This is a genomic window from Psychrobacter luti, from assembly GCF_014192115.1.
Taxonomy (GTDB): Bacteria; Pseudomonadota; Gammaproteobacteria; order Pseudomonadales; family Moraxellaceae; genus Psychrobacter; species Psychrobacter luti.
This window is the reverse complement of the sequence record NZ_JACHXL010000011.1, coordinates 1-14,767: the sequence shown is the minus strand read 5'-3', so window position 1 is coordinate 14,767 and position 14,767 is coordinate 1. Positions and strand designations below refer to the sequence as shown.

10 protein-coding genes and 1 tRNA gene are annotated in these 14,767 nt (G+C 42.6%); all 11 read left to right on the top strand.

Features of this window, described 5'->3' with window-relative positions:
* A partial coding sequence (locus tag FHS24_RS12215; protein WP_459213797.1) for an EF-Tu C-terminal domain-related protein occupies positions 1 to 92 on the top strand: 92 nt, incomplete at its 5' end.
* Positions 93 to 488: 396 nt separating this feature from the next.
* Positions 489 to 564 (top strand) — tRNA-Trp (locus tag FHS24_RS12210).
* A 51-nt stretch (positions 565 to 615) separates the two neighbouring features.
* Positions 616 to 1,104, top strand: coding sequence for a preprotein translocase subunit SecE (gene secE / locus FHS24_RS12205; RefSeq protein WP_183621395.1), 489 nt, complete (start codon positions 616 to 618; stop codon positions 1,102 to 1,104).
* 71 nt (positions 1,105 to 1,175) lie between these two features.
* Positions 1,176 to 1,706 carry a transcription termination/antitermination protein NusG gene (gene nusG / locus FHS24_RS12200; protein WP_183621394.1) on the top strand — a complete coding sequence of 177 codons (531 nt, stop codon included), beginning with the start codon at positions 1,176 to 1,178 and terminating at the stop codon, positions 1,704 to 1,706.
* 91 nt (positions 1,707 to 1,797) lie between these two features.
* A complete protein-coding gene (gene rplK, locus FHS24_RS12195) occupies positions 1,798 to 2,229 on the top strand; it encodes a 50S ribosomal protein L11 (RefSeq protein WP_010201717.1) in 432 nt (143 codons plus the stop codon).
* On the top strand, positions 2,230 to 2,931 hold the full coding sequence (gene rplA, locus FHS24_RS12190) for a 50S ribosomal protein L1 (RefSeq protein ID WP_183621393.1): 702 nt from the start codon (positions 2,230 to 2,232) through the stop codon (positions 2,929 to 2,931).
* 386 nt (positions 2,932 to 3,317) lie between these two features.
* Entirely contained in the window at positions 3,318 to 3,845 is a 528-nt protein-coding gene (gene rplJ / locus FHS24_RS12185) for a 50S ribosomal protein L10 (RefSeq protein WP_183621392.1), read from the top strand.
* 126 nt (positions 3,846 to 3,971) lie between these two features.
* On the top strand, positions 3,972 to 4,343 hold the full coding sequence (gene rplL, locus FHS24_RS12180) for a 50S ribosomal protein L7/L12 (RefSeq protein WP_011514491.1): 372 nt from the start codon (positions 3,972 to 3,974) through the stop codon (positions 4,341 to 4,343).
* 855 nt (positions 4,344 to 5,198) lie between these two features.
* On the top strand, positions 5,199 to 9,317 hold the full coding sequence (rpoB, locus tag FHS24_RS12175; RefSeq protein ID WP_183621391.1) for a DNA-directed RNA polymerase subunit beta: 4,119 nt from the start codon (positions 5,199 to 5,201) through the stop codon (positions 9,315 to 9,317).
* A 188-nt stretch (positions 9,318 to 9,505) separates the two neighbouring features.
* The gene (gene rpoC / locus FHS24_RS12170; protein WP_183621390.1) at positions 9,506 to 13,726 is read left to right on the top strand and encodes a DNA-directed RNA polymerase subunit beta'; all 4,221 of its coding nucleotides are present in this window, start codon (positions 9,506 to 9,508) and stop codon (positions 13,724 to 13,726) included.
* A 312-nt stretch (positions 13,727 to 14,038) separates the two neighbouring features.
* A complete protein-coding gene (locus tag FHS24_RS12165; protein WP_183621389.1) occupies positions 14,039 to 14,566 on the top strand; it encodes a DUF6586 family protein in 528 nt (175 codons plus the stop codon).
* Positions 14,567 to 14,767 lie beyond the last annotated feature (201 nt).

The window sequence follows — 14,767 nt, the reverse complement described above, 5'->3', positions numbered from 1 at the left end:
ACCCAATCGCTATGGACAAAGGTCTACGCTTCGCTATTCGTGAAGGCGGCCGTACTGTAGGCGCTGGTGTTGTTGCTAACGTACTTAGCTAAGCATTGAAGCCCTAACGCTATCAGAGCAATCTGACAGCGTTAAGCAGTAAGTAAAAAGCCATCCTTGAAAGAGGGTGGCTTTTTTTTGGGTTGAGATGAGTAAATAGAACTGGCTAAAGAGTAGGGCTAGAGAAGAAGGTGTTATCAACTTAAAATATATTTATAAAAATTCGTTTTTAAACCTGCTTACTATCTATTGTAATTTTTGACCGAGCTTGCTATATTAACGCTGCAGCTTATCAGCACCTTTTATGCGAAATGTTTAAGATTATCATACATACAAAGTGTTTAAATAATAAGGTTTAAGAATAGTGATGTTGGGATGATAAAAGAATTTTACTCCTAAATGCTTGCATTCTATGCCAAATATTGTATAATGCTGTCCTTTACACCCATAGGCGATTGGCTCAATTGGTAGAGCATCGGTCTCCAAAACCGAGGGTTGTAGGTTCGAGTCCTACATCGCCTGCCATCTTCTTATCACATCTTTGTCATACCCCACCATCTCCGAAGTGAGTTCTTTATGAGCAATAATCAAGATAACCTCGAGACTAAGTTATCTGATGCCAAGGCAGTTGCTGGTGGAATGCTGTCCAAAGATAAGCATGTTTCAGCTGGCAATCAAACGACTGCTGTTGAAGTTGCTAAAACTGGTTCAGTAAAAGATGTGATTTTGTGGCTATTAGCCGCAGCGATTTTAATTGGTGCAACGTTAGTTAATCAATACTTACCTGGCTATTGGCAACCTGCCAATGATGTTTGGGTGCGTATTGGTCTTATCGTGGTGCTAGTTATCATCGCTTTCGTGTGCTTGGCATTAACAAATCAAGGTCGCGCTTTTAAAATATTATTAAAAGATGCCGCCGTTGAGCTGCGCCGGGTCACATGGCCAGGCAAAGATGAAACTTTCCAATACACATGGCAAACCATTGTCATGATTGCGATTGTTGGCTTCCTTGTTTGGTTATTAGATAACTTTTTTAATTGGTTCGTTGGTATTTTTATTGGTTAATGACACGTATTAGTGTCATTTAAGCCAGAATTTACTCATAACGACTTAACTGTAATGATCAGGAGCGTGATATGCGTTGGTATATTGTCCAAGCGTTTTCAGGATATGAAAAGCAAGTACAACGTTCATTAACTGATCGTATTAATCGTAGTGACTTTGCTGATTCGTTCGGTGATGTGTTAGTTCCTACTGAAGAAGTCGTCGAAATGAAAGACGGCAAAAAGCGTAAAAGCGAGCGTAAGTTCTTTCCTGGTTATGTATTAATCCAAATGGAAATGAATGACAATACTTGGCACATCGTTAAAGATTGCCCACGTATTATGGGCTTTATCGGTGGCACGCCAGAGACGCCTGCACCTATTACGCAAGTAGAAGCGGATCGCATCTTAAACCGTTTAAATCAGACTGAAACTGACCCACGTCCTAAGACTCTATTTGAGCCGGGCGAAGAGCTGTTGGTTATCGATGGTCCATTTACTGACTTTAAAGGGTTGGTTGAAAAAGTGGATTATGAGAAGTCTAAGCTACATTTAACGGTAAACGTATTTAATCGTCCGACTCAGGTCGAGCTTGAGTTTAGTAAAGTTGAAAAACTAGACTAAATCCGAAAAAATTCATCAACCGGGGAGCTGTTAGTCAATAAGGGTTATACCATATTGATTTGGCGCTATTACCCATAAAGGAGAGTATCTCATGGCTAAGAAGATTGATGGTTACATCAAACTGCAAGTGCCTGCAGGCAAAGCAAATCCTTCACCACCGATTGGTCCAGCATTGGGTCAAAAAGGCGTGAACATCATGGCGTTCTGTAAAGAATTTAACGCTGCGACCTCAAACCAAGAGCCGGGTCTACCGATTCCTACTGAGATCACTGTATACAGCGATAAGTCTTTTACCTTCATCATGAAGTCACCACCAGCTGCATACTTACTACGTAAGGCTGCTGGAATCGCTAAAGGTTCTGGTACACCAAACACCGCTAAAGTCGGTAAAGTGGACCGTGCTCAGTTAGAAGATATCGTTAAGACTAAAGATGCAGATTTAACTGCTGCTGATCTTGATGCTGCTGTTCGTACCATCGCTGGTACTGCACGTTCAATGGGTATTACCGTGGAGGGTGTGTAAATGAGTAAACTTACTAAGCGTCAAAAGTTAATCGCTGAGCGTGTAGAGCACGAAAAATTATACACTCTTGAAGAAGCGGTTCAAATCTTAAACGATTTACCAGCTCTTAAATTCAAAGAGTCTATCGATATCGCAGTAAACTTGGGCGTTGACCCACGTAAATCTGACCAAGTCGTTCGTGGTGCTACCAACCTACCTGCTGGTACTGGTAAAACCAAACGCGTTGCTGTATTTGCTCAAGGCGCTGCTGCTGAAGCCGCCAAAGAAGCTGGTGCTGACATCGTTGGTATGGATGATTTAGCGGATCAAATCAAAGCCGGTAACATGGACTTTGACGTAGTTATCGCTGCTCCTGATGCGATGCGTGTTGTTGGTCAATTAGGTACTATCCTAGGTCCACGTGGCCTAATGCCTAACCCAAAAGTTGGTACAGTAACACCTAACGTTGCTGAAGCTGTAACTAACGCTAAAGCTGGTCAAGCACAGTATCGTGTTGACAAAGCCGGTATTATCCATACCACTATTGGTCAAGTTGGTTTCACTGCTGAGCAAGTTATTCAAAACGCTCAAGCACTAATCACAGATCTAAAGCGTGCTAAACCTGCTACTTCTAAAGGTACTTTCATTAAGAAAATCACCTTGTCTAGCACTATGGGCCCAGGTATCACTATTGATCCTGTTCCATATCGCACAGCGAAATAATTAAACCCCTGTCTTTATTTGACGATTTCAAATAAAGCTCGCAAAAATATTTTAAAGAATTAGGTCAGCGTAGCAAACGCTATGCTGTCTAAGACCGTAGGTAGAAAGCGGTTTTGCGTTATTATTAATGATTTTCGGATTATTATTGATGGCAACGAGCTGCTTTTGTTAATCGACGACAGATGAAAATCTTAGTTGTCCTACGCAGACGGTGACCCACCCAGTTGTTGATAAGAGCCGATAGGGCAACCTATCACTTGATGTCATTCTGATAACGGTGCCGTAATCAGTCGTTATGAGTGAATTCTTTTAGAGTTTATAAATAACGTGTCGTATCAAGTCAGTCTTAGTATTAATTGGATTGATTAGATTAAAGGAGTCAACTTATGGCATTAACGCTAGAGCAAAAACAACAAGTTGTGGCTGAAGTGTCTGAAGTTGCTGCTAATGCTTACTCAGCAGTAGCTGCCGAATATCATGGTATTGGTGTTGCAAAGCTTACTAAGCTACGCGAACAAGCCCGTGAGAAAGGCGTCGTTTTGAAAGTGGTAAAAAACACCCTAGCAAAACGCGCGTTTGAAGGCACTAAGTTTGAGAGCATGTCAGACCGTATGACTGGTCCACTACTTTTGGCTTTCTCTATGGAAGATTTGGGATCTGCTGCTCGAGTTGTTTTCGAGTTCAGTAAAGATAACAAAGCTTTAGAGACCAAATTGGTATCAGTCGGTGGTGAAGTTTATGGTCCAGAAGAGCTAGAGCGCGTATCGAAGCTACCAACTCGCGACGAAGCACTCTCTATCCTAATGGCTACTATGAACGCACCAGTGACCAAGCTTGTCCAGACTATGAACGCAGTTCCTGGCAAGTTAGTTCGCACTGTTGCAGCAATCAAAGACGCAAAAGAAGCTGCTTAATTGCTTGTTTTAACGTAACTTTGACATCGCCGATTGCACTTTATTGCCAACACTATTTGAAAATTTGGCAAGCAATCTAAGCGATATTAAAACCAACTAAATTTTATCAGATAACGGAGAGTTCTCATGGCACTATCTAAAGATGATGTGTTAAACGCAATCGCTGAAATGTCAGTAATGGATATCGTTGAATTAATCAGCGCTATGGAAGAAAAATTCGGCGTAACAGCTGCTGTTGCTGCTGCACCTGCTGCTGCTGGTCCTGCTGCTGCTGCTGCTGAAGAAAAAGACGAGTTTGACGTAGTTCTTGCCAGCTTTGGCGAGAAGAAAGTTGGCGTAATTAAAGCCGTACGTGAAGCTACTGGTCTTGGCTTGAAAGAAGCGAAAGATTTGGTTGAAAGCGCTCCAGCTCCAATCAAAGAAGGCGTAAACAAAGCTGAAGCTGAAGAGTTGAAAAAGAAACTTGAAGAAGCTGGTGCAACTGTTGAACTAAAATAAGCCTCGCTTATCTTAGTGTTGTACAAAAAAAGCTGGTAATGCCTTGCATTGCTAGCTTTTTTTTATTATAATTCGTAGCTTGACCTTTTGTGTCTGCCAACATACGCATGCAACATCACGGTGGATACCCATCAAAAGGACAGACGATATACATGCAAGCACACTTAGTAGTTATTGAAATCAGTTAATATAAGCTAAACGTCGATCGATGTTTGGCATTTTTTTGTGTCTGCATGCTTTCCAATTAACGCTATAGTTAATACTGATTCTAAAAGTCATTGTTTCTAAAAGTTATAGTTACCCCAATTACCATTAATTCTGAAAGTTATAAATATTCGATTATCCACTTAGCATGGTTTTACTGTCAGTAAGTAGGCTCGTAGACGGTAGATATCAGCGACGATATTACCTTATGATTGTAGATGGTGAGTCGTTTGCTGTGTAGTATTAAAAAGCGCAATTAAATAGCATGAAATTGAACTTGATACGCAACACCCTTGTTTGAGATATCGACAACGCTTTAAAGGTATCAATAACACTTTAAGTGAATTTATAAAGAGAATCAATAGTATTTAAAGACCAGTGCTTGGCCTTAAGTACTATAGAGTGTAGTGCATTGCAATTTGCAATGTCAGCACCCATATAGGCATGTTTAAATGCCAATTTTACGCTTAAATAAGCTGGGTTAATCATGCACTATACGCGTGAATTAATCATCAGTCATTAAATGAGCATGAATAACCGTTTTATATTATCGTTTACGTCGCTAAGTTTGCATAGTATTAATATCAACTAGTATTGATGCACGCTGGCCACGCTTTCAATTTGTTTCCACGTTTACTGTAAGGACTCTCGATGGCATATTCTTATACTGAAAAAAAGCGTATTCGCAAAAGTTTTGCTGAATTGCCTACTGTGATGGACATTCCCTATTTGTTGTCTATCCAAGTAGATTCTTATGAGCAATTTTTGCAAGAGCATAAAAAGCCAAAAGCTCGTGAGAATACTGGTTTGCAAGCTGCGTATTCCTCTATTTTCCCAATTGAGAGTCACTCTGGTAATGCTGAGTTACAATTCGTTGAATATTATTTAGGTACGCCTGAATTTGATGAGCGTGAATGTATTTTACGCGGCTCGACCTTTGCTGCGCCGATGCGTGTCAAAATTCGCCTTATCATCAAAGACAAAGACAGCAAAGATAAAGACAGCAAAGCGGCAATCAAAGATATCCGTGAGCAAAGCGTTTATATGGGCGAGATGCCATTGATGACCGCCAACGGTACTTTTATTATCAATGGTACTGAGCGTGTGATCGTATCACAGCTGCATCGTTCACCGGGCGTATTCTTTGACCATGATAAAGGTAAGTCGCATTCAAGTGGTAAGGTGCTTTATAACGCCCGTATCATTCCTTACCGTGGTTCATGGTTAGACTTTGAATTTGATGCTAAAGATTTGGTTTTTGCTCGTATTGACCGTCGTCGTAAACTGCTTGCGTCTATCATCCTACGCGCATTAGGTTTAAGCACATCTGAAATCTTAGATTTATTCTTTGATAAAGTGGCGGTTTATAAAGGCGAAGAGCAGTTTGAGATTGATCTGGTAGCTGATCGCTTACGTGGTGAGATGGCGCAGTTTGATATCGTAACGCCTGAAGGCGAAGTGGTTGTCGAGCAGGGTAAACGTATTAATGCTCGCCGTATCCGTCAGCTTGAAGAAGCGGGTATGACTAAAATCTCTATTCCTGACGAATATTTATATGAGCGTATCCTAGCTGAAGACATCGTTGTTAATGACGAAGTTATCGCTAAAGCCAATACGCTGATTGACCATGAATTATTGGTTAAATTAAGTGCGTTTGAAGCCAGTGAGTCTATCAAAGAATTCAGCATTCTGTTTACAAACGATATCGACCAAGGTAGTTATATTGCAGATACGCTACGTGCAGACAGCACCTCAAGCCGTGAAGAAGCCTTGATTGAGATTTATAAAGTCATGCGCCCAGGTGAGCCACCAACGGTTGAGACTGCTGAGAAGCTGTTTGAAAGCATGTTCTTTAACCCTGATCGTTATGACTTATCTAACGTCGGTCGTATGAAGTTTAACCGTCGTTTGGGTCTAGAGTTTGTAGATACTGATGACGCTGATATTCAACGTGGTCGTAGCGTCTTGACCAATGATGATATCGTTAACGTCCTAAAAGAATTGATTGAAATTCGTAATGGTCGCGGCGAAGTCGATGATATTGACCATTTAGGTAACCGCCGTATTCGTTCGGTTGGTGAAATGGCAGAAAACCAATTCCGTGTTGGCCTAGTACGTGTTGAGCGTGCGGTTAAAGAGCGTTTAAGCTCAGCAGAATCTGATAACTTATCACCACAAGATTTGATTAACTCAAAACCTGTTGCTGCTGCGGTCAAAGAATTCTTTGGTTCAAGCCAGTTATCGCAGTTTATGGATCAGAATAATCCATTGTCAGAAGTGACGCATAAACGCCGTGTATCAGCATTAGGACCCGGTGGTCTGACTCGTGAACGTGCAGGCTTTGAAGTACGTGACGTCCATGATACCCATTATGGCCGTGTATGTCCGATTGAAACGCCTGAAGGTCCAAACATTGGTTTGATTAACTCACTAGCAACCTTTGCTAAAACCAACAGCTTTGGCTTCTTAGAAACGCCATATCGCCGTGTGGTTGACGGTAAAGTAACAGACGTTATTGAGTATCTATCAGCGATTGAAGAAGTAGGTACTGTTATTGCACAGGCTGATTCACCAGTAACCGCAGAAGGCGCGTTATCTGATGAGATGGTCAGTGTGCGTAGCTATGGTGAATTCGTACGTATGCCGCCAGAAAAAGTGACGCATATGGATGTGTCACCAAGTCAGGTGGTATCGGTAGCTGCTGGTTTGATTCCGTTCCTAGAGCATGATGATGCTAACCGTGCCTTGATGGGCTCTAACATGCAACGTCAGGCCGTTCCTACGCTACGTGCTGATAAGCCGTTAGTAGGTACAGGTATGGAGCGTCACGTTGCTCGTGACTCTGGTGTATGTGTTATCGCTAAGCGTGGCGGTGTAATCGAAGACGTTGATGCCTCACGTGTTGTGGTCCGTGTTAATGAAGATGAGATGGTCGCTGGTGAAGCGGGTATTGATATCTATAACTTAGTTAAATATACGCGTTCTAACCAAAATACTTGTATTAACCAACGTATCATTGTTAACCAAGGCGACGAGATTGCTGTAGGTGATATCTTGGCTGATGGTCCATCAACGGATCTTGGTGAGTTGGCCCTAGGTCAGAACATTCGTATCGCATTTATGCCTTGGAATGGTTACAATTTCGAAGATTCGATTTTGTTATCTGAAAAAGTGGTAAAAGAAGATCGTTTCACGACCATTCATATTCAAGAATTGACTTGTGTGGCACGTGATACCAAGCTTGGAACAGAAGAAATTACTGCTGATATTCCAAACGTTGGTGAAGCGGCGCTATCAAGCCTTGATGAAGCAGGTATCGTTTATATCGGTGCTGAAGTGGATGCTGGTGATATCTTAGTTGGTAAAGTTACGCCAAAAGGTGAGACTCAGCTGACGCCAGAAGAGAAACTACTACGGGCTATCTTTGGTGAAAAAGCTGCTGATGTTAAAGACACCTCATTGCGTGTTCCAACATCAAGCAAAGGTACGGTTATTGACGTGCAAGTCTTTACCCGTGACGGCGTTGAAAAAGATGCGCGTGCAAAAGCGATTGAAAAATCACAGCTTGATAGCTACCGTAAAGATTTAAAAGAAGAGCTACGCATCTTTGAAGAAGCAGCTCGTAGTCGTATCGCAAGCTTGCTCGATGGTCAAAAAGTCAGTGGCGGTTCTGGTCTAAAAGCCGGTACCGTGATGGCATTGGCTGATATGAAAGACATGAGCCTTGAGACTTTGCTTGATATCCAACCGGTTGAAGAAGAAATCTCTGAGCGTCTAACGCAAATCGCTGATTACTTGGTCGATAAGCAAAAAGACATCGATGTTAAATTTGCCGAGAAAAAACGCAAATTGACCGCTGGTGATGACTTACAACATGGCGTACAAAAAATCGTTAAAGTATATCTAGCGGTTAAGCGTCGTATTCAGCCTGGTGATAAAATGGCTGGTCGTCATGGTAACAAAGGTGTGGTATCGCGCATTATGCCGGTTGAAGACATGCCTTATGACGAACATGGTAATACCGTTGATATCGTCTTGAACCCACTCGGTGTACCATCGCGTATGAACATCGGTCAGGTTCTAGAGACTCACTTAGGTATGGCAGCAAAAGGCTTGGGCGAAAAGATTGATGGTATGCTCAAAGCACAAGCAGCGATTAAAGATTTGCGTGATTTCTTAGACCAAATCTATAACAAAGTGGGCGGCGAGCAAGTGGATCTTGATAGCTTAAGTGATGATGACATCATGGCGCTAGCAGACAACTTACGCGGCGGTGTACCGATGGGTACAGCAGTATTTGATGGTGCTCATGAGCATCAAGTCAAAGACTTGCTAGAGCTTGCTGGTATGGCACGTGATGGTCAGCAGACCTTGTATGACGGTCGTACTGGTCAGAAGTTTGACCGCCAAGTAACCGTTGGTTATATGTATATGCTGAAACTCAACCATTTGGTTGATGACAAAATGCATGCGCGTTCTACCGGTTCTTACTCACTAGTCACGCAGCAGCCACTCGGTGGTAAAGCACAGTTTGGTGGTCAGCGCTTCGGTGAGATGGAAGTTTGGGCACTAGAAGCATATGGCGCGACTTATACCTTGCAAGAAATGCTAACGGTGAAGTCGGATGACGTTGAAGGCCGTACCCGTATGTACAAAAACATTGTCGATGGTGAGCAATATATGGATCCAGGTATGCCTGAATCGTTTAACGTGTTGACCAAAGAAATCAAATCACTGGGTATCAATATTGAGTTAAAGCAAACCCATTAAGCACGGCTGACTGAAGCTACCTTTAACATAGCTTTAGTTAATTATTATCCTTAGTGGTCAATCTAGAAGCAGTACGCGCATAGCTGCTGCTTTTAGTGATTTGTCTCAACCCTATTCATTGCCTTCATTCATCTTAGCCGCGCTCCTAGCACGCTGTCAGATGATTATAAAGATAACGGAGAAGCAACTTGAAAGATTTACTCGATATCATGCAAAGCCCTACCGGCAACGGTAACCAAGAGTTTGATAGTATTCAAATTACCTTAGCCTCACCTGACGTGATTAAATCATGGTCACATGGTGAAGTTAAAAAACCAGAAACGATTAACTATCGTACGTTTAAGCCTGAGCGTGATGGTCTATTCTGTGCCAAAATCTTTGGTCCAGTAAAAGATTTTGAGTGTTTATGTGGTAAATACAAACGCCGTAAGTTCCAAGGCGTTATTTGTGAAAAATGTGGCGTTGAAGTCACGACTGCTAAAGTGCGTCGCGATCGCATGGGTCATATTGATTTAGCTAGCCCAGTTGCGCATATTTGGTTCTTAAAATCACTACCAAGCCGCATCGGTCTATTGCTAGACATGACGCTTCGTGATATCGAACGCGTCCTATATTTTGAAAGCTATATCGTCACCGAGCCAGGTCTGACTTCTTTAGAGAAGTATCAGCTGCTTGATGATGAAGATTATTATAAAGCGCTTGAAGAGTTTGGCGATGAGTTCACCGCCAAAATGGGTGCTGAAGCGGTTCAAGACCTATTAAAAGATATTGATTTAGATATCGAGATTGATGAGCTGCGTGAAGCAATTCCGCAAACCGGTTCTGAAACCAAGCTTAAAAAGATGTCTAAGCGTCTTAAGTTATTAGAAGCCTTCCGTGATTCTCATAACAAGCCTGAGTGGATGGTAATGACTATCTTACCAGTACTACCACCAGATTTGCGTCCGCTAGTACCACTAGAAGGCGGCCGTTTTGCGACGTCAGATCTAAACGATTTATATCGCCGTGTGATCAACCGTAACAACCGTCTAAAGCGTCTATTAGAGCTAAGCGCTCCTGATATCATCGTACGTAACGAAAAACGTATGTTGCAAGAATCAGTGGATGCCTTGCTTGATAACGGTCGTCGCGGTCGTGCTATTACCGGTAGTAATAAGCGTCCATTGAAATCTTTGGCAGATATGATCAAAGGTAAGCAAGGTCGTTTCCGTCAAAACTTACTTGGTAAGCGTGTTGACTACTCAGGTCGTTCGGTGATTGTTGTTGGCCCTACGCTACGTCTACATCAGTGTGGTCTACCGAAGAAAATGGCACTTGAGCTATTCAAGCCATTTACTTATAACAAACTGTTATCTCATGGTTTAGCAACGACGATTAAAGCTGCCAAAAAGATGGTAGAGCGTGAAGAGCCACAAGTGTGGGATATGCTGGCCATGGTTATCCGTGAGCATCCAGTACTTCTTAACCGTGCGCCAACACTTCACCGTTTGGGTCTACAAGCATTTGAGCCAGTATTGATTGAAGGTAAAGCGATTCAGCTGCATCCTCTAGTCTGTACAGCGTTCAACGCCGACTTTGATGGTGACCAAATGGCCGTTCACGTGCCATTGACACTAGAAGCTCAGCTTGAATCACGTGCGCTTATGATGTCGACTAACAACATCTTGTCGCCTGCTAACGGTGATCCAATCATCGTACCATCACAAGACGTTGTATTGGGTCTGTACTATATCAGCCGTTCGTCAATCAATTCTAAAGGCGAGGGCATGATTTTTGCCACCGTTAATGAAGCATTGCGTGCGATTGGTTCAAACGATTTGCATGTAAACGCTAAAATTAAAGTACGTGTGACTGAAACCCATGTCGACGAAGAAGGTAATGAGACTAAAGAAGTCAAATTACAAGATACGGTCGCTGGTCGTCTGCTTATATGGAACATCATGCCTAAAGGTATGTCGTTCGATGAGTGTAATGAAGAGATGACGAAGAAAAACATCTCTAAATTGATCAACTCTTGCTACCGTAAAGTCGGCGTGAAAGAAAGTGTTATGTTTGCTGACCAATTGATGTACCTTGGTTTTGCACAAGCAACACTATCTGGCGTGTCTATCGGTATCGATGACATGGTTATTCCGCCAAGCAAAGTACAAATCATTGAAACCGCAGAAGCGGAAGTTCGTGAGATTGAAGATCAATTCGAGCAAGGTTTTGTGACGGCTGGTGAGCGTTATAACAAAGTGGTTGATATTTGGTCACGTACCAATGACAAAGTCGCAAAAGCGATGATGGACAACTTAGCGACTGATAAAATCATGAATGCTAAAGGTGAGGAAGAAGAGCAGAAATCTTTCAACTCTATCTTTATCATGTCAGATTCTGGTGCTCGTGGTAGTGCGGCACAGATTCGTCAGTTGGCAGGTATGCGTGGTTTGATGGCAAAACCGGATGGCTCAATCATTGAGACGCCGATTAAAGCCAACTTCCGTGAAGGTTTGACGGTACTTCAGTACTTTATTTCAACGCATGGTGCGCGTAAAGGTCTTGCGGATACGGCACTGAAAACGGCTAACTCGGGTTACTTGACACGTCGTTTGGTTGACGTAGCACAAGATTTGGTTATTACCAGTGAAGACTGTGGTACTGAGCAAGGCTTGCTCATGAAACCACACATTCAAGGTGGTGAGATCATTGAGAAGCTCGGTGAGCTAGTACTAGGTCGTGTAACGGCACGTGATGTCACTTATAATGATGATGCTGATAAAGTATTAATTCCAGCCGGTACCTTGATCGATGAGCATTGGGTAAATGTACTTGATAACAATGCGATTGATGATATCTGGGTACGCTCAGTCATTACCTGTGAAATCGAACATGGCGTTTGTGCACAGTGTTATGGTCGTGACCTTGCGCGTGGTCACAAAGTTAATATCGGCGAGTCAGTCGGTGTTATGGCAGCGCAGTCTATCGGTGAACCTGGTACTCAGTTAACAATGCGTACTTTCCACGTCGGCGGGGCAGCAAGCTCAGCGTCTGTAGACAACAGCATCTCAGCACGTAATGCTGGCCAAGTGCATTTTGAGAACATGAAAACGGTTCAGCATACTGATGGTCATTTAGTCATCGTGTCGCGTTCAGCTGAGCTGGCATTGACTGATGAGCTTGGTCGTGAGCGTGAGCGCTATAAAGTTCCTTATGGTTCAAGCGTGCTTGTGAAAAACGAAGACCAAGTTGAAGGCGGTCAAACCATCGCTAAATGGGATCCGCACACGCATCCAATTATCACAGAATTTGCTGGTACGGCACGCTTCAGTGATATCACTGATGGTATGACGGCAACGGTAAAAGTTGACGATGCAACTGGTATGAGCTCGTTTGAGATTCTAGCGACTCGTGACCGTTCAAGCTCAGCCAAAGACTTACGTCCGGCGATTATCTTGAACACTGACGAAGGTAAAGAAGTGGTTTACTTCTTACCAGCTGAAACTATCATTCGCGTCAGCGACGGTGAAAAAGTAGCAGCTGGTTCGATTCTAGGCCGTGTACCACAAGCATCTTCTGGTACTAAAGATATTACCGGTGGTCTACCACGTGTTGCTGACTTGTTTGAAGCACGTCGTCCGAAAGATCACGCCATCATGGCAGAGATGTCGGGTGTGGTAAGCTTCGGTAAAGAAACCAAAGGTAAAAACCGCTTCATTATCACCAATGAAGATGGTGAGATTCATGAAGAGCTGATCCCGAAATGGCGTCAAATCAACGTCTTCGAAAACGAGACGGTTGCTCGTGGTGAGGTTATCGCTGATGGTCCACAAAACCCGCACGATATCCTACGTCTGAAAGGACAAACCGCGCTTGCTGACTATATCGTTAACGAAGTACAGGACGTATACCGCTTGCAGGGCGTAAAAATCAACGATAAGCACATCGAAGTTATCATTCGTCAGATGCTGCGTAAAGTTGAAGTAACGGACGGCGGCGATTCAAGCCACTTTAAAGGTGATCAGGTTGAATACGCTGATATCAAAGCCTTGAATGCTAAACTAGAAGCGGAAGATAAATTCCCAGTACAGTATGAGCGTCAATTACTTGGTATTACCAAAGCAAGTCTGGCAACAGAAAGCTTTATCTCAGCAGCATCGTTCCAGGAAACCACTCGTGTTCTAACTGCTGCTGCCGTAACTGGTAAAGTAGATGAGCTACGTGGTCTGAAAGAAAACGTCGTTGTTGGTCGCTTGATTCCTGCCGGTACTGGTCTTGCTTATCATAAAGCCCGTAAAGAAAAAGCGGAGCAAAAACTGCAAGATAAAGATTTAAATGCAGCGTTTGATATGTCAGCCAGCACTGATAGCAAAGACTTTGCAAGCTTTGATGAAGCGTTTGCCCAAGAGCTTAACCAAGGCAATCACTAAGGTAAATAACGCTTAATTGTTTTCTCAATAAAAAAGCCAGCCTAAGTTGCTGGCTTTTTTGTGGCTTAAAGAAAATAAATCAGGTAAATTATTTATTTAGAATGTGATTGCAGAAAATAGTACACTGCTATATAGATCTTCTTTTAAACATTCCTAAATAAATGTCTTAATCGAAAAATAGAGCCCGCTAATAAACTTTATTTACTATCGTAAGAGCTGCTCAAAAAACTTATTATCATATTCGTCATTACTATGAATAGACCTATTTAGCTTATTCATTAAACTCATTAATTAAATAACAAGGATAGGCATATGGCAGGTAAGACTCGCGTTGCCAAATACCAAGCTGACCGTACCAATCAAAAGCTGTATTTTTGTCGTTTGGCTTGTCAGGCGGCAGGTAATACTAACGATAAACAGCTCTATCAAGCCCATTGTGAAACGGCTATTTTTCACCTATACGGAACATATCTTGCTTTTGTACAAGAACTTGGGCATTTCTATGGTTTAAGTATGACAGCGCCAACCTTAGCAGATATTGAAGAAGCACTAAGCGCCCGTACCCAGGTATCGCCTGAAGTGCAGCGTTTACAACAATTACAGCAACAAGGCTTTTTAGCCAATATAGAGCATGCTTATCAGCGCTGTTTATATGCGGTATTGCCTGATAATGTTATCGATGAGAATACGGCTAGTGAGAAGAAAGAAACGCCTGATTTGATTGTAAATGTTGTGACTTTATCGAATCAGTGGTTGCCAGACGAAGCAACCATACGCGAATGGCGGCAGCAGTTTGCGGAGCTAATTGAGCAGCTGCGTGCTGGTATGGTAGAGTTTTAATGTCATTAGCAGCTTTTTACATCAACTTGCTTTAACCTGATAAATAAGCCTTAACTTCACCTGTGAGTTCTATAATCGTAAAAAAGGTCTTGCGCAGCAGACTGAGCTGAACTGAACCCCATAAGTTGGACACAACTTATGGGGTATTTTTATGCGTTACGATCTAGACTTTAAAATGCAAGTTATCGCATACTATCGGCA

Coding starts and splice junctions, on each gene's coding strand:
- rplL (WP_011514491.1), top strand. CDS start 3,972: ATGGCACTATCTAAAGATGATGTGTTAAACGCAATCGCTGAAATGTCA.
- rpoB (WP_183621391.1), top strand. CDS start 5,199: ATGGCATATTCTTATACTGAAAAAAAGCGTATTCGCAAAAGTTTTGCT.
- FHS24_RS12165 (WP_183621389.1), top strand. CDS start 14,039: ATGGCAGGTAAGACTCGCGTTGCCAAATACCAAGCTGACCGTACCAAT.
- rplA (WP_183621393.1), top strand. CDS start 2,230: ATGAGTAAACTTACTAAGCGTCAAAAGTTAATCGCTGAGCGTGTAGAG.
- secE (WP_183621395.1), top strand. CDS start 616: ATGAGCAATAATCAAGATAACCTCGAGACTAAGTTATCTGATGCCAAG.
- rplK (WP_010201717.1), top strand. CDS start 1,798: ATGGCTAAGAAGATTGATGGTTACATCAAACTGCAAGTGCCTGCAGGC.
- rplJ (WP_183621392.1), top strand. CDS start 3,318: ATGGCATTAACGCTAGAGCAAAAACAACAAGTTGTGGCTGAAGTGTCT.
- nusG (WP_183621394.1), top strand. CDS start 1,176: ATGCGTTGGTATATTGTCCAAGCGTTTTCAGGATATGAAAAGCAAGTA.